The 18620-nt window shown below is 71.6% G+C and carries 16 protein-coding genes and 2 pseudogenes; 11 read left to right on the top strand and 7 right to left on the bottom strand.

All coding sequences use genetic code 11. From position 1 onward, the window contains the following. Window positions 1-4: 4 nt before the first annotated feature. The gene (locus ACQP2X_RS28550; RefSeq protein WP_498687028.1) at window positions 5-460 is read right to left on the bottom strand and encodes a DUF6082 family protein; all 456 of its coding nucleotides are present in this window, start codon (window positions 458-460) and stop codon (window positions 5-7) included. 478 nt (window positions 461-938) lie between these two features. Between ACQP2X_RS28550 and ACQP2X_RS28545 the strand changes: the two genes are divergently transcribed. Next, entirely contained in the window at window positions 939-2300 is a 1362-nt protein-coding gene (locus tag ACQP2X_RS28545) for a TrpB-like pyridoxal phosphate-dependent enzyme (RefSeq protein WP_498687027.1), read from the top strand. Window positions 2301-2391: 91 nt separating this feature from the next. Beyond that, window positions 2392-3264 (top strand): UbiA prenyltransferase family protein, encoded by an 873-nt coding sequence (locus ACQP2X_RS28540; RefSeq protein WP_498687025.1) that lies wholly within the window; start codon window positions 2392-2394, stop codon window positions 3262-3264. Here the strand turns inward: ACQP2X_RS28540 and ACQP2X_RS28535 are convergent. Further along, window positions 3205-3576, bottom strand: coding sequence for a hypothetical protein (locus tag ACQP2X_RS28535; RefSeq protein ID WP_498687024.1), 372 nt, complete (start codon window positions 3574-3576; stop codon window positions 3205-3207). The two genes, ACQP2X_RS28540 and ACQP2X_RS28535, sit on opposite strands and share 60 nt — an antisense overlap. A 110-nt stretch (window positions 3577-3686) precedes the next feature. Here ACQP2X_RS28535 and ACQP2X_RS28530 point away from each other — a divergent pair, with 110 nt between their 5' ends. Together ACQP2X_RS28530 and ACQP2X_RS28525 are read left to right on the top strand one after the other, a co-directional pair. After that, the gene (locus ACQP2X_RS28530) at window positions 3687-5054 is read left to right on the top strand and encodes an AAA family ATPase (RefSeq protein WP_498687023.1); all 1368 of its coding nucleotides are present in this window, start codon (window positions 3687-3689) and stop codon (window positions 5052-5054) included. After that, the gene (locus tag ACQP2X_RS28525) at window positions 5051-5827 is read left to right on the top strand and encodes an HNH endonuclease (protein WP_498687022.1); all 777 of its coding nucleotides are present in this window, start codon (window positions 5051-5053) and stop codon (window positions 5825-5827) included. The genes ACQP2X_RS28530 and ACQP2X_RS28525 overlap by 4 nt, the downstream gene beginning before the upstream one ends. Here ACQP2X_RS28525 and ACQP2X_RS28520 read toward each other — a convergent pair. The 3 genes from ACQP2X_RS28520 to ACQP2X_RS28510 form a co-directional block, all read right to left on the bottom strand. Beyond that, entirely contained in the window at window positions 5807-7858 is a 2052-nt protein-coding gene (locus ACQP2X_RS28520) for an iron ABC transporter permease (protein WP_498687020.1), read from the bottom strand. The genes ACQP2X_RS28525 and ACQP2X_RS28520 overlap by 21 nt on opposite strands. Next, window positions 7855-8904 carry an iron-siderophore ABC transporter substrate-binding protein gene (locus ACQP2X_RS28515; RefSeq protein ID WP_498687018.1) on the bottom strand — a complete coding sequence of 350 codons (1050 nt, stop codon included), beginning with the start codon at window positions 8902-8904 and terminating at the stop codon, window positions 7855-7857. The genes ACQP2X_RS28520 and ACQP2X_RS28515 overlap by 4 nt, the downstream gene beginning before the upstream one ends. Window positions 8905-8978: 74 nt before the next feature. Further along, window positions 8979-9812 (bottom strand): helix-turn-helix domain-containing protein, encoded by an 834-nt coding sequence (locus ACQP2X_RS28510; protein ID WP_498687017.1) that lies wholly within the window; start codon window positions 9810-9812, stop codon window positions 8979-8981. Between the two features lie 82 nt (window positions 9813-9894). Between ACQP2X_RS28510 and ACQP2X_RS28505 the strand changes: the two genes are divergently transcribed. Genes ACQP2X_RS28505 through ACQP2X_RS28480 form a run of 6 tightly spaced genes read left to right on the top strand, consistent with a single transcriptional unit; the run spans window position 9895 to window position 17026 of the window. Then, window positions 9895-11163: a hypothetical protein gene (locus ACQP2X_RS28505; RefSeq protein WP_498687015.1), complete on the top strand. Its 1269-nt coding sequence runs from the start codon at window positions 9895-9897 to the stop codon at window positions 11161-11163. Further along, window positions 11160-13007 (top strand): AAA family ATPase, encoded by a 1848-nt coding sequence (locus tag ACQP2X_RS28500; protein ID WP_498687013.1) that lies wholly within the window; start codon window positions 11160-11162, stop codon window positions 13005-13007. The genes ACQP2X_RS28505 and ACQP2X_RS28500 overlap by 4 nt, the downstream gene beginning before the upstream one ends. Next, window positions 13004-13651, top strand: a complete 648-nt coding sequence (locus tag ACQP2X_RS28495) for a 4Fe-4S cluster-binding domain-containing protein (protein ID WP_498687012.1) — start codon at window positions 13004-13006, stop codon at window positions 13649-13651. The genes ACQP2X_RS28500 and ACQP2X_RS28495 overlap by 4 nt, the downstream gene beginning before the upstream one ends. Then, a complete protein-coding gene (locus tag ACQP2X_RS28490) occupies window positions 13639-14133 on the top strand; it encodes an FHA domain-containing protein (protein WP_498687009.1) in 495 nt (164 codons plus the stop codon). Before ACQP2X_RS28495 ends, ACQP2X_RS28490 begins: the two co-directional genes overlap by 13 nt. Next, window positions 14130-14897 (top strand): PP2C family protein-serine/threonine phosphatase, encoded by a 768-nt coding sequence (locus ACQP2X_RS28485; RefSeq protein WP_498687008.1) that lies wholly within the window; start codon window positions 14130-14132, stop codon window positions 14895-14897. The genes ACQP2X_RS28490 and ACQP2X_RS28485 overlap by 4 nt, the downstream gene beginning before the upstream one ends. Then, window positions 14894-17026 carry a protein kinase domain-containing protein gene (locus tag ACQP2X_RS28480; protein ID WP_498687006.1) on the top strand — a complete coding sequence of 711 codons (2133 nt, stop codon included), beginning with the start codon at window positions 14894-14896 and terminating at the stop codon, window positions 17024-17026. Before ACQP2X_RS28485 ends, ACQP2X_RS28480 begins: the two co-directional genes overlap by 4 nt. Here the strand turns inward: ACQP2X_RS28480 and ACQP2X_RS28475 are convergent. Then, a pseudogene (locus ACQP2X_RS28475) lies at window positions 17023-17283 on the bottom strand (MmyB family transcriptional regulator); the annotation flags it as partial. The gene ACQP2X_RS28480 and the pseudogene ACQP2X_RS28475 sit on opposite strands and share 4 nt — an antisense overlap. A 6-nt stretch (window positions 17284-17289) precedes the next feature. Continuing rightward, window positions 17290-17541, bottom strand: a pseudogene (locus tag ACQP2X_RS28470) (helix-turn-helix domain-containing protein); the annotation flags it as partial. 50 nt (window positions 17542-17591) lie between these two features. Here ACQP2X_RS28470 and ACQP2X_RS28465 point away from each other — a divergent pair. Continuing rightward, a complete protein-coding gene (locus ACQP2X_RS28465; RefSeq protein WP_498701067.1) occupies window positions 17592-18614 on the top strand; it encodes an aldo/keto reductase in 1023 nt (340 codons plus the stop codon). Window positions 18615-18620 lie beyond the last annotated feature (6 nt).

The following is an 18620-nucleotide window of genomic DNA, read 5'->3' as shown; positions in this document are numbered from 1 at the left end:
GGGATCAATGGTGCGCCCGGACAGCAACCCCCACACTCGACCGAGTGGCCATCTCGCACTCCTCGGTGACGATGGTGATGAACCGGCGTTCACGCCGGTTGGCCTTCGTCGACCAGCCGTCGCTGACGTCGGCCCACCACTTCTGCGCCTCGGACTTCAGGAACAGGTCGGCCAGGTTGAAGCGCAGAGCCTTCTCGTCCATCTGTCCCATGTGCCACAGCGTGTTCCAGTGGGCGACCCAGATGCTCATTCCGATGGCCGTCATCCGATCGTCGCCGGCCGCGCGGCCGGTCGCGTTGTAGTCCAGCTCGGGATGATCCAGCATCAGCTTGATCAGTTCGAAGTGCCGTTCGCGGATGTCGGTCATCTGCGTGGCGCGGATCTGCTGTTGCTGGGCCGCGAGGAAGATCGCCACGGCGAGCAGTGCGGCGATCGACGCGATTGTCGGTAGATCGATCATCTCGACTCTCTGTTCGTTCGGGCGCCGTGTGGCCCCGTCGTCCGGGTCTCCGGCTGACGCGAACGGCGAGTCACGGCTGGGGGGCCTCGACGGAAACTCTCACGTGATCGAGGTCGCCACAAGGCGTAGTCGCACACCGTGTCCGTCGCCTCCGGCCTGACTAGCCTTCGGCAGTCAAGTGCTTGATTGTGTACGGAGCGTGCGCGTACCGGACACTGTCGGCTGACCGACACGCAGCTCATGCTCCCGCCGCCTCAAAATCCACTGTAGACAGACCGGACACCTGTCGTGCGGCCGAGTCGCACCGGAGGTCTGTTCCGGTAACCGAAAGCCGGGGATAATGGCGAAGTACGCTTAACGCCTTTATAGGACTTCCGAGGCGTAGCCTTCAAGGCTAGTTAACCTCACCGGTAGTAACCCTGTAAACACATTGGGTGAATGGCTTATGGGAACGGGCGCGGACGGGCAGAATCCGGGCATGACCGCCACCAAGATCCTGCTGTCCGAATCGGAGATGCCGCAGAACTGGTACAACCTGGTGCCCGATCTGCCGAGCCCGCCGCCCCCGGTGCTGCATCCCGGTACCCTCCAGCCGGTCGGCCCGGGCGACCTGGCCCCGCTGTTCCCGATGGCCCTCATCGAGCAGGAGGTGACCACCGAACGCTACGTCCCGATCCCCGACGAGGTGCTCGAGGTCTACCGGCTGTGGCGGCCGTCCCCGCTGTTCCGCGCCCACCGCCTCGAAAAGGCCCTCGGCACTCCCGCCAAGATCTATTACAAGTACGAGGGTGTGTCGCCGGCCGGCTCGCACAAGCCGAACACCGCCGTGCCGCAGGCCTTCTACAACGCGGCCGCGGGCATCCGGCGGCTGACCACGGAGACCGGCGCCGGCCAGTGGGGCACGGCGCTCGCCTTCGCCAGCGCGCAGTTCGGACTGGAGTGCGAGATCTGGCAGGTGCGGGCGTCGTACGACCAGAAGCCGTACCGCAAGATGATGATCGAGACCTTCGGCGGGACCATCCACCCGTCACCGTCGTCACTCACCGAGGCCGGCCGGCAGATCCTGGCCGCCGACCCCGGCTCCCCGGGCTCGCTGGGCATCGCCATCAGCGAGGCGGTCGAGGTGGCCGCGCAGAACGCCGACACCAACTACGCCCTGGGCAGCGTCCTCAATCACGTGCTGCTGCACCAGACGGTCATCGGCGAGGAGGCGTTGCTGCAACTGGCCAAGGCGGGCGACACCCCCGACGTGATCGTCGGCTGCACCGGCGGCGGCTCGAACTTCGCCGGGCTGGCCTTCCCGTTCCTCCGCGAGAAGCTGGCCGGCCGCATCGACCCGGTGATCCGAGCCGTCGAGCCGGCGGCCTGCCCGTCGCTGACCAAGGGCGTCTACGCGTACGACTTCGGCGACACGGCCGGGATGACCCCGCTGATGAAGATGCACACCCTCGGCCACGACTTCATCCCCGACCCGATCCACGCGGGCGGCCTGCGCTACCACGGCATGTCCCCGCTGATCAGCCACGTCTACGAGCTCGGCCTCATCGAGGCGGTGGCCAAGGACCAGCGCGAGTGCTTCGAGGCCGGCGTGACCTTCGCCCGCAGCGAGGGCATCATCCCCGCTCCGGAGCCCACCCACGCCCTGGCCGCCTGCGTCGAGGAGGCGCTGCGCTGCAAGGAGACCGGCGAGGAGAAGGTCATCCTCACGGCCCTGTGCGGCCACGGCCACCTCGACCTGCCGGCCTACGGCCGCTACCTGGCCGGCGAGATGGCCGACCACGAGCTGTCGAGCGACGCCGTCAAGCAGGCCATGGCCAAGCTTCCGGCCATCCCGGCCTGACCCACCGCCGCCGCGCGCCCGCCCAACCGGCGGGCGCGCCGCAGTCAGGCTCTCAGCGGCGGCACAGGCCGCCGGGCCGACGATGCCAGGCATGACTCAGGCCACGCTGATCGTCGCGGTGTCCCGGCCCTGGTTCTGGCCGGTCTCGTGGGTTCCGGCCTATCTGGGCACGGTCCTGGCCGGGCACGCCTGGCTGCCGGACCGGGCCGACGCCGGGCGGGCGGTGGTGGCGCTGCTCGTGCTCGGCCCGCTCGTCTGGGCCGCGGTCCTGGCCCAGAACGACCTGCAGGACCTGCGCAGCGACCGGGCCAACCCGCGCAAGGCGACCGCGCCGTTGGTGACGGGCGCGGTGTCGGCCCGGCGGCTGCGCGCGTGGTACCGGGCGGCCGCGGCGGCCTCGGTCGGCGCCGCGTTCCTGGTCGGCCCGCTGTTCGTGCTCGGGGTGGGCGGCGTGCTGCTGCTCGGCTGGGCGTACAGCGTGCCGCCGTTGCGGCTGAAGACCCGGCCGGGCTGGGACGTCGCGGTCAACGCGCTGGTGGTCGGGCTGGTCTCCCCGGCCGCGGGCTGGTCGATCACCCGCGACCCGTGGCTCTTCCCGTGGCCGATCGGGGTGATCGGCGTGTTGTTCGCGGCCGCCCTGTACGTGCCGACCACGGTCACCGACCTGGCCGCCGACGAGGGCGCCGGCGACACGACGTTCGCGGTCCGCTTCGGCGCGCGGTTCGCCCACCGGCTCGGCGTGGCGCTGTGGGGCGCGGCGCTCGCGGTCTCGCTGGTGTGCGCCGCGCTCGACATGGTGGTGCCACGCTCCACGTTGACCGCGCAGCTGGTCATGGCGCCGGTGCTGCTGATGGCGTACGCCGCCCTGACCCGAAGCCCCACCATCGGCAAGCTCGCCGCCGTGTCAGTGCTGTTCGGCATCCCGACGGTGGGTTTCGCCCTGGCCTACATCGCCGCCACCTGACGGCCCGTCCGTGAACGAGACCGGCTTGCCGGCGGCCCGCGCGTACGCGATCTCCCTGCTCGTGGACTCACCGACGTACCCGCCCGGATTGACCACCAGCACCCGGTCGGCCAGGTCGATCTTGCGCAGGTGGAGGGCGCCCAGAGCGGCCTTCCGCTCGCCGGTGAGCTCGTCCGTTTCACCGGCGCGCGGAAAGACGCCGGGCGCGACGACGATGACCCCCGCGAGGGTCAGATCACGGTTCGCCACGTTCATCGCGTCCACGAAGCGGACAGAGCCACAGAGGCACACGATCTCCGGTCGGTCAGGCACGGCGACAGCCTACGGAGCCCGCCGCGCCGTCGCGCGTCGAAGGCCCCGCCGGTCAAGCGCGCTGGATACGCTGACAGCGATTGTCGGGCGGCAAGGCGAGGGGACGACAGGTGTACATCAAAGAGATCAAGTTGCAGAACGTGCGGGGATTTCACGGCGCCCGCGACGTGACGCTTGATCTCACCCGGCCGGACGGGTCTCTGGCCGGCTGGACGGTTCTCGCGGGCCGCAACGGGTCAGGGAAGACCTCGCTGTTGCGCGCCGTGGCGCTCGCCGTCGGAGGGCCCGGCGTGGCCCGCAACCTCGTCAGCGACTTCGCCAGCTGGGTGTCGGTCGGCCAATCCCAGGCCGTCGCCGCCGTTCTCCTCGCCTACGACCAGGACATCGATCGGTTCGGCACCGGAGGGCGCCCGCCCCAAGGGCCGTTCTGGGCGGGCCTGGGCTGGGACGTCCCGCAGGATGACCTCTTCGGTGGCCGGGACAGGCAGCCCGCGATCAGCGAGCACATCCCAGGATCCGGCGGCAAGACGACCCCGCGTCGCGGTCCCTGGTACGACAACCCGATCGGCTGGTTCTGCGCCGCGTACGGCCCGTTCCGCCGCCTCGCCGGCGGCTCAGGCGATGCTCAGCGGCTCATGCTGAGCCGAGGCCCGGCGCCACGGATGGCGAGCCTGTTCCACGAGGACGCTTCCCTCGCGGAAGGTGTGAGCTGGCTGATCGAACAGCACCTGCGCTCACTGGAACAAAGGCCGGGGGCCGAGGAGCTCAAGGAGGCCGCTCTGGCCGTGCTCGGCGACGGCCTGCTCCCGGACGGTTACGCGATCGAGGAGGTCAACTCCGACGGGCTGTGGGTCGAGCGGGGCGGTCACCGCTTTCCCCTGCGTGAGATGAGCGACGGCTATCGAACTGTCGCCGCCCTGGTCGTCGATCTGCTGAAACAGGTCTACGAGGCCTACGGTCGCCTCGACATCGACACGGCCGACGGCGTGACGACGGTCTTCGCCCCCGGCGTGGTCATCATCGATGAAGTCGACGCGCACCTGCATGTGTCCTGGCAGAAGCGGATCGGGGGATGGCTGAAGCGGCATTTCCCTCAGACGCAGTTCATCGTCACGACACACAGTCCCTACATCTGTCAGGCCGCCGACGAGAACGGCCTGATCCGTCTTCCCGGCCCCGACGAGAACAAGCCTCCGCAGGTGGTGGAGCGGGAACTCTACGAACGGATCGTCTACGGCAGCGGCGACGACGCGGTCATGTCGGAATTGTTCGGCCTGGACACTCCGTACTCGGACCAGGCTCTCACGCTCCGGCGGGAGCTCGTCGAACTCGAGACCGACGTCATCACCGGACGTGCCGACGAACGCGACGTGCGGCGCTTCGAACAACTGCGGGACCTGCTCACCAGCTCACCACCGACCAGGGTCGACGAACTCGCCGCACGGCTGGCCGCAAGCGGAGAACAGCAGCGACCGTGATACCCATCCGCCGCCTGCCGCTGGCCGCAGAAGTCACCACCCGTATGACGACCTTGACCGGTCAGATCCGTGCCGCTGACCCGGCGAAGCGTGCGAAGACGGCTCGGGACCTGTGGCGGCTCACGAGCACCCGAACAAATGTCACCGATCCGGTCCGCGGCGTCTTGCAGCGAATGGCTCCCGGCGCCGAACGGTGCATGTACTGCGGGGACAGCTTCGGCACCGACATCGACCACTACGAACCGCTCGCGCGGTCCCCGCTGCGCGCCTTCGATTGGCTCAATCATCTTCTGGCCTGCTCGCACTGCAACAGTCACGACAAGCGAGACAGTTTCCCCCTCGACGACCACGGCCGCCCATTACTGATCGATCCCTCGGCCGAGGACCCCTTCGACCATCTGGCGCTGTCGCTCACCGTGGGTGAATACCGGCATCTCACGGAGAAGGGCCGGCAGACGATCGAGATCTGCGGCCTGAACCGTTTCGTATTGTCGCGAGCGCGGCAGAACGTCTATCGCCTTGTGGTCCTCTGCCTGCGGGCATGGCCGGGCGCCGTCCGTGGGGAGAACGACTATGCGCCGGCCGAACTGCTGCACATGATTCGCGAGCAGCCGTGCGCCGATGTCTGCCAGGCGATGCTCCGACAGGTCGAGCAACCGGGGGCGGCGACTGTCTTCGCTGACGTTCCCGACGTCGTCGAGCTTCTCCTCGACCGGCAGGTGCGGGAGGCTCTTCTGGTGCACGTGGGGAGCTCAGGCCCGGGAACGGCGTAGCACCCAGACGAAGTAGGGGGCTCCGATCAGGGCCATCATCAAACCGGCCGGGATCTGGGACGGGGCGATGAGGGTACGGCCCAGCGTGTCGGCCGCGCTGACCAGCAGGGCGCCCAGCAGCATGGCGACCGGCACGACGCGGGCGTGTCGGACGCCGACCAGGCCGCGGGCCAAGTGTGGGGCGACCAGGCCGACGAAGCCGACCACGCCGATCGCGATGACCGACACCGCCGCCGCTATGGCCGCTGTCGCGAGCAAGGTCAGGCGTACCCGGTCGCGGCGGACGCCGACGATGCGCGGGGTGTCCTCGTCGAGGGTCAGCAGGTCCAGCTCGCGGCGCATGCTCAGGACCAGCGGGGTGGCCACGAGCAGGACCACCACCACCGGCAGCACGTCGTCGAAGGTTCGGCCGTAAGTTGTGCCGGAGAGCCAGGTCAGGAGGCGCGGCGTGTCCCACGGGTCGGCCCTCAGCAGCAGGAACGTGCTGACGTCGCTGAGCGCGTAGCCGCAACCTATGCCGATCAGCAGGAAACGGTCGGGGCGCAGGCCTGATCGCCAGGCCAACACGGTGATCAGCGCGAACGCGGCCAGGCCCAGCGTGACCGCCATGACGACCAGAGTGGGGCGGCCGCCGGACAGCCCCGACGTCACCACGATGACCGCGCCCAGGCCGGCGCCGGCGGTGATGCCGAGCACGCCGGGCTCGGCCAGCGGGTTGCGGACCGTGCCCTGCACCACGGTTCCGGCCAGGGCCAGTGCCGCGCCGGCGACGACGGCCGCCGCGACCCGGGGAGCACGGTCGTCCAGGGCCAGGCCGATCAGATCCGGTGCGCTTCCTTCGATCCAAAGGGCGATGTCGCCTGTACGCAGCCACAGGCTGCCCGCGAGCAGACCGGTCAGTGCCGCCGCGGCGAGCAGGACCGCCGCGGCCACCACGACCGTGACGAAGCGGCGGCGTGAACGGATCGCCACGCGCGCGCCGGGCGCCTGGTTCGTGGACCCGGCGTCGCGCAGCCGGAGCGCCAGCGCCACGATGACCACCGCGCCCAGCAGCGACGTCGGAATGCCGGTCGGGATCGACGCCGCCGCCCGCGGTCCCATCACCGCCCGCAGCACGCAGTCGGCCAGCAGGACCAGGAACGCGCCGGTCAGCCCGCAGGCCGGGATCAGGAAGGCGTGCCGGCCGAGGGCGCGGAAACGCTTGGCGGCCAGCCGTACGGCGACCGGCGCGGCCAGACCCACGAAGGCGAGCGGGCCCGCCAGCGTCACCGAGATGCTGGTCAGCAGGACGGCGCAGAGCACGGCCACGACGCGGGTCGAGCGGACCGGCACGCCCAGCGAGGTGGCCGCGTCGTCGCCCAGGCCGAGCACGTCGAGCCGGCGGGCCAGCAGCAGGGCGACGGCGAGCACGGTCACGATGACCGGTGCCGCGCGTTCGGCGGCGTCGAGGTTCAACTGGGCCAGAGAGCCGCTTCCCCAGGCGTACAACCCGGTCGTGCTCTCCTTGAAGAGGATCAGGAGCATGGCCGTGGCCGCGTCGAGGGCCATCGCGACGGCCGAGCCGGCGAGGATGAGGCGGGTCGAGGCGATGCCGGACGCGCTGCCGGCCAGGCCGAGCACAATGGCGGCGGCGAGCAGGCCACCGCCGAAGGCCACGGCGCCCGAGGCCCACAGCGGCACGGCCAGGCCGAACGCGGCGACCGCGCACAGCGCGAAGTAGGAGCCGGCGGTGACGGCCAGGGTGTCGGGAGCGGCCAGCGCGTTGCGGGTGACCGACTGGAGCAGCGCCCCGGCCGAGCCGAGGGCCACCCCGACCGCGACGCCGGCCAGCACGCGCGGCAGGCGGGAGCCGGTCAGCACGTCGGCGATCGGCACGCCGCCGACGTCCTCGCGTGCGCCGGACAGATAGCGCAGCAGGCCGGCGAAGCCCACCCCGGAGGCGCCCTGGGTGATGTGCCAGAGCCCGGTGACCACGACCGCGGCGAGCAGGACGGCCAGGACGGCTGCCCCGCTCGCGACGCGGGTCCTCACTTCTTCGTCAGGATTTTGACGTACGCGTCGATCGCCTGCTCGTTCGAGATCGGGCCGCCGGCGCCCCAGACCCCAGCCGGGAAGGCGTACGCCCGTCCCTCCTTCACGGCGGGCAGCGCCGTCCAGATCGGACTCTTGCGCAGCTCCTTGACGTAGCTGTCCGGGGTGTCGTCGTCGGAGTAGAACAGGGTCGCGGCGCCGACGGCGGTGAGTCCCTCGATGTCGGTCTGCGCGAGCCCGTACGCCGGATCGACGCCCCCGCTGCCGTACGCCGAATTGATCTTGTCGGTCCAGGCCGGCGTCAGGCCGAGCTGCTCGCCGAGCTCGGTGAACAGGGCCCCCTTGCCGTACGGGCGGATGACGAGGTTGCCGCCCTCGAGCCAGCCGTCGAAGAACAGAAAGTCCTTGGCCTGTACGCCGGCGCCCGCGACCGTCTGCTTGGCGGCGGCCAGATGCTCGTCGAACTGCTTGAGCACCAGGTCGGCGCGCTCGGTGCGGCCGGTGGCCGTACCGATCATCGAGAAGACCTTCTTCATGTTCGCGATCTGGCCCGAGGCGTCGGCGCCGACCGTGGCGAGCACGGGCACCCCGCGCTTCTCGAGCTTGGTGATGATCTCGTCGTTCGCCTTGAACGCCTCCACGACGATGAGGTCGGGCTTGGTGGCGTACAGGGCGTCGAGGTCGGGCTCGCCGCGCTCTCCGGCGTCGGCGACGGTGGCGGGCAGCGTCTCCGCCTTGACGTACGTCCCGTAGCCCTTGGGGTCGGCCACCGCGACCGGGGTGAGGCAGAGCGTGAGCAGGTCCTCGGTCTGCTGCCACTCGAGCACGGCGACCCGCTGGGCGGGCTTGGCCAGCTCCACCTTGCGGCCGACGCCGTCGGTCATCGACACCGGCTCCGTGGAGGTCTTCGTGGTGTCGCCGGCGCAGGTCTGCGACGTGGGGGCGGCCGAGCCGGCGGTGGACGGCTCGTCCACGTTCGTGGTGCCGCAGGCGGCGACCAGGCCGAGCAGCGCCGCGGTGGCCGCGAGCCGGTGGGGCAGATTCATGCGACGGTCTCCAAGTAAGGGTTGCCTTGCCTTACGGAGGCTAGGTGATGATCTTGGTGGCGGCAATCCCGTACTCAGGACAGCCGATACGGGGTTTCGGACACCTGGCCCGGCGTCACCCGCATCACGCGGCGGAAGGCCGCGATGAACGTGCTCGGCTGCGAATAGCCGAGCCGCTCGGACACGTCACGGACCTCGGCGCCGCCGGACAGCAGCGCCAGCGCCTGGTGGACGCGCAGGGACTGCCGCCACTGCGCGAACGACAACCCGGTCGCCTCGCGGAAGGCCCGGGTGATCGTCCGGTCGCTGATGCCCAGCTGATCGGCCCACTCCTGAAGGCCGCGACCGTCGGCCGGGTCGGCCAGCAGCGCCTCGGCGATCGGGTCGATCCGGCTGTCGCCGGGCAGCTCCAGCGCGAAATGCCGCTCCGCGGGCTCCAGCACGTCGAACACGACCGCCTCGGTCCGCGCCCGGGCCTCGGCGCCGAGATCGGCGCGGGCCAGGCGCACCAGCAACGACTCCAGCAGCGGGGACATGGTGATCGGCGTCGGCGCCGAGAACGCGACCGGCGTGCGGTCCGGAGCGAAGAAGGCGTCGTGGAACTCGGCCCCGGCGGTCAGCCGGCCCCCGTGCGTCACCCCGGCCGGAAGCCACAGGGCGAAACCCGGCGGCACGGTGAAGACCCGCTTGCCGACCCGGGAGGTCAGCGTGCCGCCCCGCACCCACACCAGCTCGTGCATCGGATGGGCGTGCGGCGACCACTCCGTGGGGACGCCCAGCACCTCGGACTCGGCCACGATGGCGAGCGGCGCCGGCTCACCGCGCATCGGAGCGGCCCGCCGGACCACGGTTCCGCGATCACGCCGCCACGTGCCCAGGCTCGGATCATCGGGAGCGCGGGCGGGCATGCCGACGAGACTACTCGGGCCGTCCGGCGCGGCTGTCCGTCAGATAACGGCATCATCATCCGCCGTCGTCAGGGTGTGCACAGTGAGCGCAGAAGTGGGAGTCGTGGTCGCCGCGCCGGCCCTGATCGCCGTGGGGCTGGTGGCCGGCGCCGGCTACCTGGCCGTCCGCGGCGTCGGGGCCCTGGCCGGAGCGGCCGGCGACCGTCTCGCCGAACGGCAGTCCCGGGGCTGGCAGGCCGCCGACCGGATCGCCCGGACGGTGGCCGAGCACCGGCTGCTGCACGATCAGATCGCCCGGGGACGGGCGCAGTTCGGCGCCCTGATCACCCCGCCCCCGGAGCTCGGCGAAGTGCCCTCGGTCGGTGGCCGGGTCGATCGGGCCGAGCAGTGGGCGGCCCAGGTCGACGCCGCTCTCGCCGCCGCCGATCAGCGGTTCCGGGCCGAGATGGCGGCGGCCCGCACCCGCTGGGTCATGAACGAGGTGGCGGCCGCCCTCGACCGGCTGCCCAGGCCGACCCCCGTGCCGGGCGCTCCCCGGGTCCACGCGGCCGCGCCCGCGCCCAGCACCCGGGTCGCGGAGTCGCTGCGGCGGGTCATCGGCCGGATGGACGGCGGCGTCCCGCCCCAGCTGGCCGAGCGGCTGCAGAAGCGGGCCGCCGACGCGCTGGCCGCCGCGTCCGAGGACACCCAGCTGCGCCTGCTCGACGACCTGCGCTACTCGGTCGACCAGGCCAACGAGAAGGTCCACCGACGCCGAGCCGCGCTGCGCGAGCTGACCGCGCGCCTGGCCGGATATTCCGGGCCGCCGGTCGACGAGGCGCTGACCGCGATCAGCGCCGCCGGCGCCGACCCCGATCCGGACCTGCCCGCGCTGGCCCGCCGGGTCGAGGCCGCGGTCGCGGCCACGCTAGCCCCGATGGTCCGCGACTACACCCGGCAGGCGCTGCGCGAGTCGCTCGAGGAGATCGGCTGCACGGTCGAGGAGGACTTCGAGGTGGCCCTCGGCCGCGACGGCCTGGCCCACCTCCAGCGCGACGGCTGGGACGACCTGGCCGTCCGGGTCCGCAGCCGGGCCGGTGACTCGGGCTCCTTCTACTTCAACATGGTCGCGCCGGCCGGCGGCGAGACCGGCGAGGCCGGGGCCGTCGAGCACCAGTGGTGCTCGGCCGTCGACCGGCTGCTGCCCGCGCTGGGCGAGCGCGGCCTCGAGGTCACCACCACCCACCGCAGCTTCGAGGGCGATCCCGAGGTGCAGACGGTCGATCCCCGGCGCTATCCCTTCGAGCGCCGCCGCCGGGATCAGCAGCGGCGGCGTGACGAACGGCGGCACGAGCGGGAGCTGCCGCGATGAGCGACGGATATCCGGCCTGGCTGCGCGAGGTCCGCACCGCGCTGTCGATCAACTCGCAGGTCGTCCTCTACGGCAACGTCCGCGACGTCTTCCTGCTCCCGGCGCCGCACGGCTGGGAGCCCTGCGATCTGCAGACCGGGCTGCACCGGGTGCTGGCCGACGAGGGCTACCAGCATCTGGTCGTGGCCGACGCGGTCGCCGGCCTCGGCGTACTGCCGGCCGATCCCGTCACCGCCAAAGCGGCGGCCGAAGTGGTGCAGCGTGACAACAAGCCGGCCTGGGGGCCGTGGAAAGACAAGGACGGCCCGCTCGGCCCGCTCTCCGAGGTGATCGAGCGGGTGGCGACGGCCGACGGTCAGCGCAGCGCCGTCCTGGTCGACTTCGCCTCCCGGCTGATGCTCGACCCGGCCCACCTCGACCCGTCCGAGCACGCGTTCTTCGCCCGCTGCGACCGGCTGTCGCGGGTCGCCTATCCGAAGCCGGCCCCGGCCGATCCGCGCCCGCTCTACAACCCGGTCGTCTGGGCGGTGAACAACGAGCGCGACCTGCCGGTCTGGCTGACCGCGGGCAACGACGACGTCCGCAAGATCGCCGTGCCGCTGCCCGAGTTCGGCGTCCGCGAGACCGCCGCCCGCTGGCTGGCCAACGCGCTGGCCGGATATCGCGAGGCCGGCGAGGACGGCCGCCGCGAGCTGGAACGGCGGCTGGCCGAGCAGACACAGGGCATGACGCTGCGCGGCATGATGGCCATCGCCCGGCTGGCGGCCCGGATGCGCACCCCGATCGGCGAGATCGACGAGGCGGTGCGCTGCTACCGGGTCGGCGTGCACGACAACCCGTGGCGCGCCTCGCATCTGCGTGACCGGATGCGCAGCGCGTCGGACACGATCTCGTCGCGGGTCAAGGGGCAGCGCGAGGCCATCCAGCGGTCGGTCGACATCCTCGTCCGGGCCGTCCTCGGTCTGTCCGGCGCGCAGGCCGGTGGCAACGCCTCGCGGCCCCGGGGCGTGCTGTTCTTCGCCGGCCCGACCGGCGTCGGCAAGACCGAGCTGGCCAAGGAGCTGACCCAGCAGATCTTCGGCGACGCCCGCGCCTACACCCGGTTCGACATGAGCGAGTTCTCGGCCGAGCACTCGGCCGACCGGCTGATCGGCGCCCCGCCCGGCTATGTGGGGCACGACGCCGGAGGGGAGCTGACAAATGCCGTACGGCAAAGGCCCTTCAGCCTGTTGCTCTTCGACGAGATCGAGAAGGCCAACCCGCGGATCCTCGACAAGTTCCTGCAGATCCTGGACGACGGGCGGCTGACCGACGCCAGCGGCTCGACCGTCTACTTCTCCGAGACCGTGCTGGTCTTCACCTCCAATCTGGGGGTGACGGCCGAGGAGTACGCCATCCAGGCCGAGGCCGATCCGCTCCAGCCGCCCTTCACCCGCGAGGAGCTGGAGAAGCGGGTACGGCACGCGGTCGAACACCACTTCGTCAGCGTGCTGAACCGGCCCGAGCTGCTCAACCGGCTCGGCGACAACATCGTGGTGTTCAACTTCATCGACGCCACGACCGCCGCCGAGATCTTCGACGTGCTGGTCGCGCACGTCCGGGAGCGGCTGCGGGCGGAGCACGGCGTCGATCTGCGGCTCGCCGAGCCCGTACGGCGGCAATTGCTCGAAGGAGCCACCCGAAGTCTCGGCATGGGTGGCCGCGGCATCGGCTCGCATCTGGAGAGCGCCCTGGTCAACCCGCTCGCCCGCGAGCTGTTCCGCCGCGACGGCCCGTCCGGCGGCGAGATCACCGTGACCGGGCTGCGGCACGCCGACGGCATCTGGCAGGTGAGCCTGGCATGAGGATCAGGATCAACCGGGTCCACTATCCGGTGGTGGTGCTCGGATACGGGCGCCGGGCCGGGGTGTGGACGCAGGGCTGCGGCATCGGCTGCGCCGGCTGCGTGTCCCGCGACACCTGGGACGCCGACCCGGACACCGAGGTCGACGTGGCCGCGGTCGTGCGGTGGTGCGCGGGCCTGCCCGGCGACGTGGACGGGGTGACGATCAGCGGCGGCGAGCCGTTCGACCAGCCCGCCGCGTTCCTCGACCTGCTCGGAGCGCTGCACGCCTGGCGGGACGGCCTGGACCGGCCGGTCGACCTGCTCGCCTACAGCGGCCGCTCGCTCACGGTGCTGCGGGCCCGCTTCGCCGCGCATCTGGCGCTGCTCGACGCGGTCATCCCCGGGCCGTTCGTCGAGGCCCGGGCGCCCGGCAACCGCTGGCGCGGCTCGGCGAATCAGGAGCTGGTGCCGCTGACCCCGCTCGGCCACGAGCGCTACGACGCCGAAGTGGACCGGCCGGCCGGCCCGACCCGCCTCCAGGTGGGCAGCGACGGCGACCGGATCTACCACATCGGCGTGCCGGCGCCGGGTGACCTGAGCGCGCTCGAGGCGGCCCTGGCCCGCCGCGGGCTCACCTACGAGGAGGCGTCATGGCGCAGCTGATCTGTCCCGGCTGCAAGGCCGACATGCCGGCCGGAACGCAGTACTGCCAATCGTGTTTCCTCACGCCGGTGCCGAAGCCGGCCACGTCGGAGAGTGTCTGCGGTGATCCCGACTGTCCCACCGGGGGCCAGCCTCCGGAGGGCGGGTGCCGGCCCTGCGGGTTGAACGGCCTAACGCCGAGCGTTCCCACGCTGAGCTTCGCGTGGGGGACGGTCGCGGTGCGCGCCGGTCAGCCGCTGGTGGTGGGCCGGGAGAACTCGCCGATCGCCGGGCACCTCGCCGAATATACGAACGTCGGCCGCCGGCACGCCGAGGTGCGCAGCGACGGCCACGCGCTGACCGTGGTCGATCTGGACTCGATGAACGGCACGTTCGTCAACGGCGAGCGCCTCACGCCGAACCAGGAGACGCCGGTGCGGGCGGGCGACCGGATCCGCTTCGCCGCCCGCCTCGAGGCCACGGTGACGGGAGGGGAGTCGTGAGCCACATCGACGTGGTGGCGGTGACCCACCGGGGCCGCAAGCGCGACCACAACGAGGACACCGTCTCGGTGGCCGGCTTCGTGTCGGGTGTGGTCGAGGGCCAGCCGGTGCGGTTCGCGGTCGATCCCATCCGGCCGGTGACGTGCCTGATCGCGGACGGTCTGGGCGGGCAGGCCGAGGGCGGCCGGGCGAGCCGCGTGACCGCGGCCACGATCGCGGACGCGGCGCCGTTCTTCCATGACAGCGGGGCGGTGGTCGAGGCCGTCGAAAAGGCCAATCAGGCGGTGTACGCCGAGATGGCGCTCAGCCCGGCGTGGAGCGGCATGGGGTCCACGGTGGTGCTGATGGTGCTGGCCGGCGATCGGATGATCTGCGCGAACGTGGGGGACAGCCGCTGCTTCCTGCTGCGCGACTCGCACATGGTGCAGCTGTCCGAGGACGACTCGGTGACGCCGGCGCCGGGCGAGGCCACGGTGGCGACGGTGGTGACGCAGACGCTCGGTGGGCGGGCCCGTACGACTGCGGTCGCACCGCACGTCCTGGAGATCGAGGTACGCCCGGGGGACCAGTTCCTGCTGTGCAGCGACGGGCTCACCGACGAGTTGCCGCCGGAGCGGATCGAGGCCGTGCTGGCCGGGGCGGCCGACCCGCGGGCGGCGGTCGAGGGCTTGCTGCGGGCGACGCTCGACGCGGGCGCCCGCGACAACGTGTCCATCGTGCTGGCCGCCGTTCCCGGCCCCGGCGAGGAAGGAATGACCCCGTGACCGACGACGGCCACAGCTACCCGAGCTCCGTCCGCGGAGTGGCCGGCGTGCCCGGCACTGTTCGCGACCATGCTGCCGCTCCCGGCACTACACGCGACGCTCCCGGTACTACACGCGATGCTCCCGGTACTACTCGTGATGCCGCTGGCGCTCCCGGCACCACTCGCGACGCCTCGGGTGCTCCCGGCACCACTCGCGACGCCTCGGGTGCTCCTGGCACCACTCGCGACGGTGACCAGCCGGCCGAGCCCTTCGCGCGGGTCAACCTTCCTCCCACCCTGCGCCGGAGCTACGAGTACGTTCGCGAGCTCGGTGCCGGCGGCGAGGCCGACCTGCTGCTGGTCCGGGACCGGGCGACCGGCGCCGAGTGCGTGGTCCGGCTCTACCGCCGCCAGGACCTGCCCCTCGACGAGGAGAAGCTGAACCGGCTGCGCACGGCCGATCCGCGCCACCTGATCGGCCTGCTCGGCTACGGCCGCGGCGACGGTTACGTCTGGGAGATCCTCGAGTACGCGCAGTACGGCTCCCTCGAACAGCTGATGAGCCGCTACCCGGCGCCCTGGCCGCCCGACAAGATCCTCGACGTCTTCGACCAGCTGGCTCCGGCCATCACCTACGCCAATTCGCTCGGCATGGTGCACCGCGACATCAAGCCCGGCAACATCCTGATCCGGTCGATGAACCCGGCCGACCTGGTGCTGGCCGACTTCGGTCTCACCAAGTTCATCGAGGCCACCCACGCCCACGGCACCAATTCGCGGACCTCGGCCTACGCCCCGCCCGAGGCGATCGCCGGCCACACCTCCAAGTGGAGCGACTGGTGGTCGCTCGGCATCATCATGTTCGAGCTGCTGACCGGCCGGAACCCGTTCCAGTACCCGGACGGCAGCTGGTTCAACGAGCAGGTGATCACCTCGATCCTGATCAGCCGCGAGATCGCGGTGTCCGACATCGCCGACGACCATTGGCGCCTGCTCGTGCGCGGCCTGCTGACCCGGGTGCCGGAGAAGCGGTGGGGTCCCGGACAGACCGCGTCGTGGCGGGCCGGCGGCAAACCACCGGTCGCCGACCCGGAGCCGGCGCCGAACCCGGACCGCCCGGCGACGAGGAGCAGCGCCACGTTCGTCTTCGAGGGCGTCGGCTACAACGACCCGGTGGCGCTGGCCGCCGCGCTGCGCCGCGACTGGGGCGGCGGCCGCCGCCTGCTGGCCGGCCGGGCGGTGAAGGCCCCGCCCTATCTGGCCCTCAAGGACTGGATGACCAAGCACGAGCGCACGGAGGCGGTGCAGGCGCTCAACGACGGCGTGGACGAGCGCCCCGAACGCGGCCTCATGCAGGTCATCATGGCCCTCGACGCGCAGGCGCCACCGGAGTTCAACGGCCGCCGCCTCGACGACGCGAGCTTGCGTGCCCTCACCCGCGACGCCATCGCCAACGAGCCGGCCGCCCGGCAGATCCTCGCCCAGGTCTACGAGGACGGCATCCTCACGATCTGCGACGACACGCCCGGCTGCGCCGGCTACGCGCTGCTCGACGACCGCTGGCACCGTAACGTCGAGGCCGCGCAGGCCCGCCTGCAACGGGTCGGCGTGACCATCTCGCCGGGCGACCTGCAGACGCTGCGGATGCAACTGCTGGTGGCCTCGTACGCCGGTCAGCAGAACCTGTTCGCCGAGCCGGCCGCCGAGGCGTCGAAGAACGCCGAGGCGCTGCGGCAGCCGTGGTTCCGCACCCTGGTGGCCGACCGTCCGGACCCGGAGCACGCGGCTGCGTGGCACGCCGCGCTGATGCTGACCGCCCCGGTCGCCGCCCAGCAGACACGCGACCAGCACGTCGAGGCCGAGCGCCGCCGCCTGGCGGAGGAGCAGCGCCGGATCGCCGAGAGCCGCGCGAACATGGACCGGATCAGCGTCCCGCTCGGCGTGATCTGCGGCGTCATCGCCTTCTGCGCTCCGCCGGCCGGCGCGCTGGCCGGCCCGGCCGCGGTCTACTTCGGCGTCCGCGCCCGGCGCACCCACCACAAGGCCGCGTCCACCTGGGCGATCGGGCTGGGCGCGGTCGGCTTCGTCTTCGCCGCCATCACCATCGTCATGTATCTCGCTTCCCTGGCGAGCGGAGCGGCCGCCTAGAGGACACCGCCGGCGGCGAGGACAGGCAGGGCGCGCGCGGTGGCGGAGTCCGGCTCGGCGGTGTAGACGAGCATGGTCAGGGCCGGGTCGTCGTTGACCCGGAACGACTCGTAGTCGAAGGTCAGCTCGCCGGCCACGGGATGGCGGTAGCGTTTCGCGCCCCGCCGGTAGCGAAGGACGTCGTGGGAGGCCCACAGGGCGCGAAAGTAGTCGCTCTGTGCGGACAACTCGTCGACGAGCCGGGCGATGTCCTGGTCGCCGGGGTCGCGCCCGTCCTCGCCGAGCCGCAGCGCGCGGGCCACCGCCTCGAGGACCTCGCGGGAGGCGCCCGCGACCCGTCCGCGTTCCAAGCGGGTGTAGTAGTCGACGCTGACGCCCGCGAGGTGCGCGACCTCCTCGCGACGCAGCCCCGGCACCCGTCGCACGCCGTGGAACTTGGGCACACCGGCCTGGTCGGGGGAGAGGCGGGCACGCCGGGTGGTGAGGAAGCCGCGCAGCTCGGCCGGGAAGTCCATGATCCGACCCTAGCCAGGGTCCGGCAGACCCTGGCTAGGGTCGGATCATGGTGGAACATCGTCCGCTCGGACGTACCGGCGTCTCGGTCAGCAAACTGTGTCTCGGCACCATGATGTTCGGCGACTGGGGCAACAAAGACCACGACGCGAGCATCAAGGTGATCCATCGGGCGCTCGACGCCGGGATCAATTTCGTCGACACGGCCGACGTCTACTCGGCCGGAGAGTGCGAGGAGATCGTCGGCAAGGCCCTCAAGGGGCGCCGCGACGAGGTCGTGCTCGCCTCCAAGGCCAACATGCCGATGAGCGACGACCCCAACCACCGGGGCAACTCCCGCCGGTGGATCGTGCGTGCGGCCGAGGACTCGCTGCGCCGGCTGGGCACCGACTGGCTCGACCTCTACCAGGTGCACCGCTGGGACCCGGCGGTGGATCTGGACGAGACGCTGGGCGCGCTGACCGATCTCGTACGGGCCGGCAAAGTGCGCTACATCGGCCACACCACCTTCCCGCCGTCGACGATCGTGGAGGCCCAGTGGGTCGCCGAGCGCCGCGGACGCGAACGTTTCGTGACCGAGCAGCCCCCGTACTCGATCCTGGTCCGCAACGCCGAGAACGAGGTTCTGCCGGTGGCTCAGCGGTACGGGATGGGCGTCATCTCGTACAGCCCGCTGGCCGGCGGCTGGCTCTCCGGCCGTTACAGCCGGCAGGCGCAGGACCTGCCGTCCTCGGAGGCCCGGCGGCGCTTGGCCAACCGCTTCGACATGTCGCGCCCCGAGAACCAGCGCAAACTCACCGCCGTCGAGCAGCTCACCGCCCTCGCCGACGAGGCCGGGCTGACGCTCATCGAGCTGGCCATCGCCTTCGTGCTGCGCCACCCGGCGATCACCGCCCCGATCATCGGCCCGCGGACCATCGAGCACCTGGAGTCCCAGCTGGCCGCCGCCGACGTCGTGCTGACGGCCGACGTGCTGGACCGTATCGACGAGATCGTCCCGCCCGGCCTGACCCTCAACCCGGCCGACAACAGCTGGCTCAACCCCCTGCTCGAGCCCACCGCCCGCCGCCGCTGACCAGGC

This window comes from Actinoplanes sp. CA-131856, assembly GCF_050956135.1.
In the GTDB taxonomy this organism is placed as follows: Bacteria; Actinomycetota; Actinomycetes; order Mycobacteriales; family Micromonosporaceae; genus Actinoplanes.
Note: the sequence above shows the minus strand (reverse complement) of the source record. Positions and strands in the feature narration are given on the sequence as shown.

Bases quoted from the DNA above. Each gene is read 5' to 3' on its own strand.
- ACQP2X_RS28550 (WP_498687028.1), bottom strand. From the start codon at position 460: ATGATCGATCTACCGACAATCGCGTCGATCGCCGCACTGCTCGCCGTG.
- ACQP2X_RS28545 (WP_498687027.1), top strand. From the start codon at position 939: ATGACCGCCACCAAGATCCTGCTGTCCGAATCGGAGATGCCGCAGAAC.
- ACQP2X_RS28540 (WP_498687025.1), top strand. From the start codon at position 2,392: ATGACTCAGGCCACGCTGATCGTCGCGGTGTCCCGGCCCTGGTTCTGG.
- ACQP2X_RS28515 (WP_498687018.1), bottom strand. From the start codon at position 8,904: ATGAATCTGCCCCACCGGCTCGCGGCCACCGCGGCGCTGCTCGGCCTG.
- ACQP2X_RS28510 (WP_498687017.1), bottom strand. From the start codon at position 9,812: ATGCCCGCCCGCGCTCCCGATGATCCGAGCCTGGGCACGTGGCGGCGT.
- ACQP2X_RS28500 (WP_498687013.1), top strand. From the start codon at position 11,160: ATGAGCGACGGATATCCGGCCTGGCTGCGCGAGGTCCGCACCGCGCTG.
- ACQP2X_RS28495 (WP_498687012.1), top strand. From the start codon at position 13,004: ATGAGGATCAGGATCAACCGGGTCCACTATCCGGTGGTGGTGCTCGGA.
- ACQP2X_RS28490 (WP_498687009.1), top strand. From the start codon at position 13,639: ATGGCGCAGCTGATCTGTCCCGGCTGCAAGGCCGACATGCCGGCCGGA.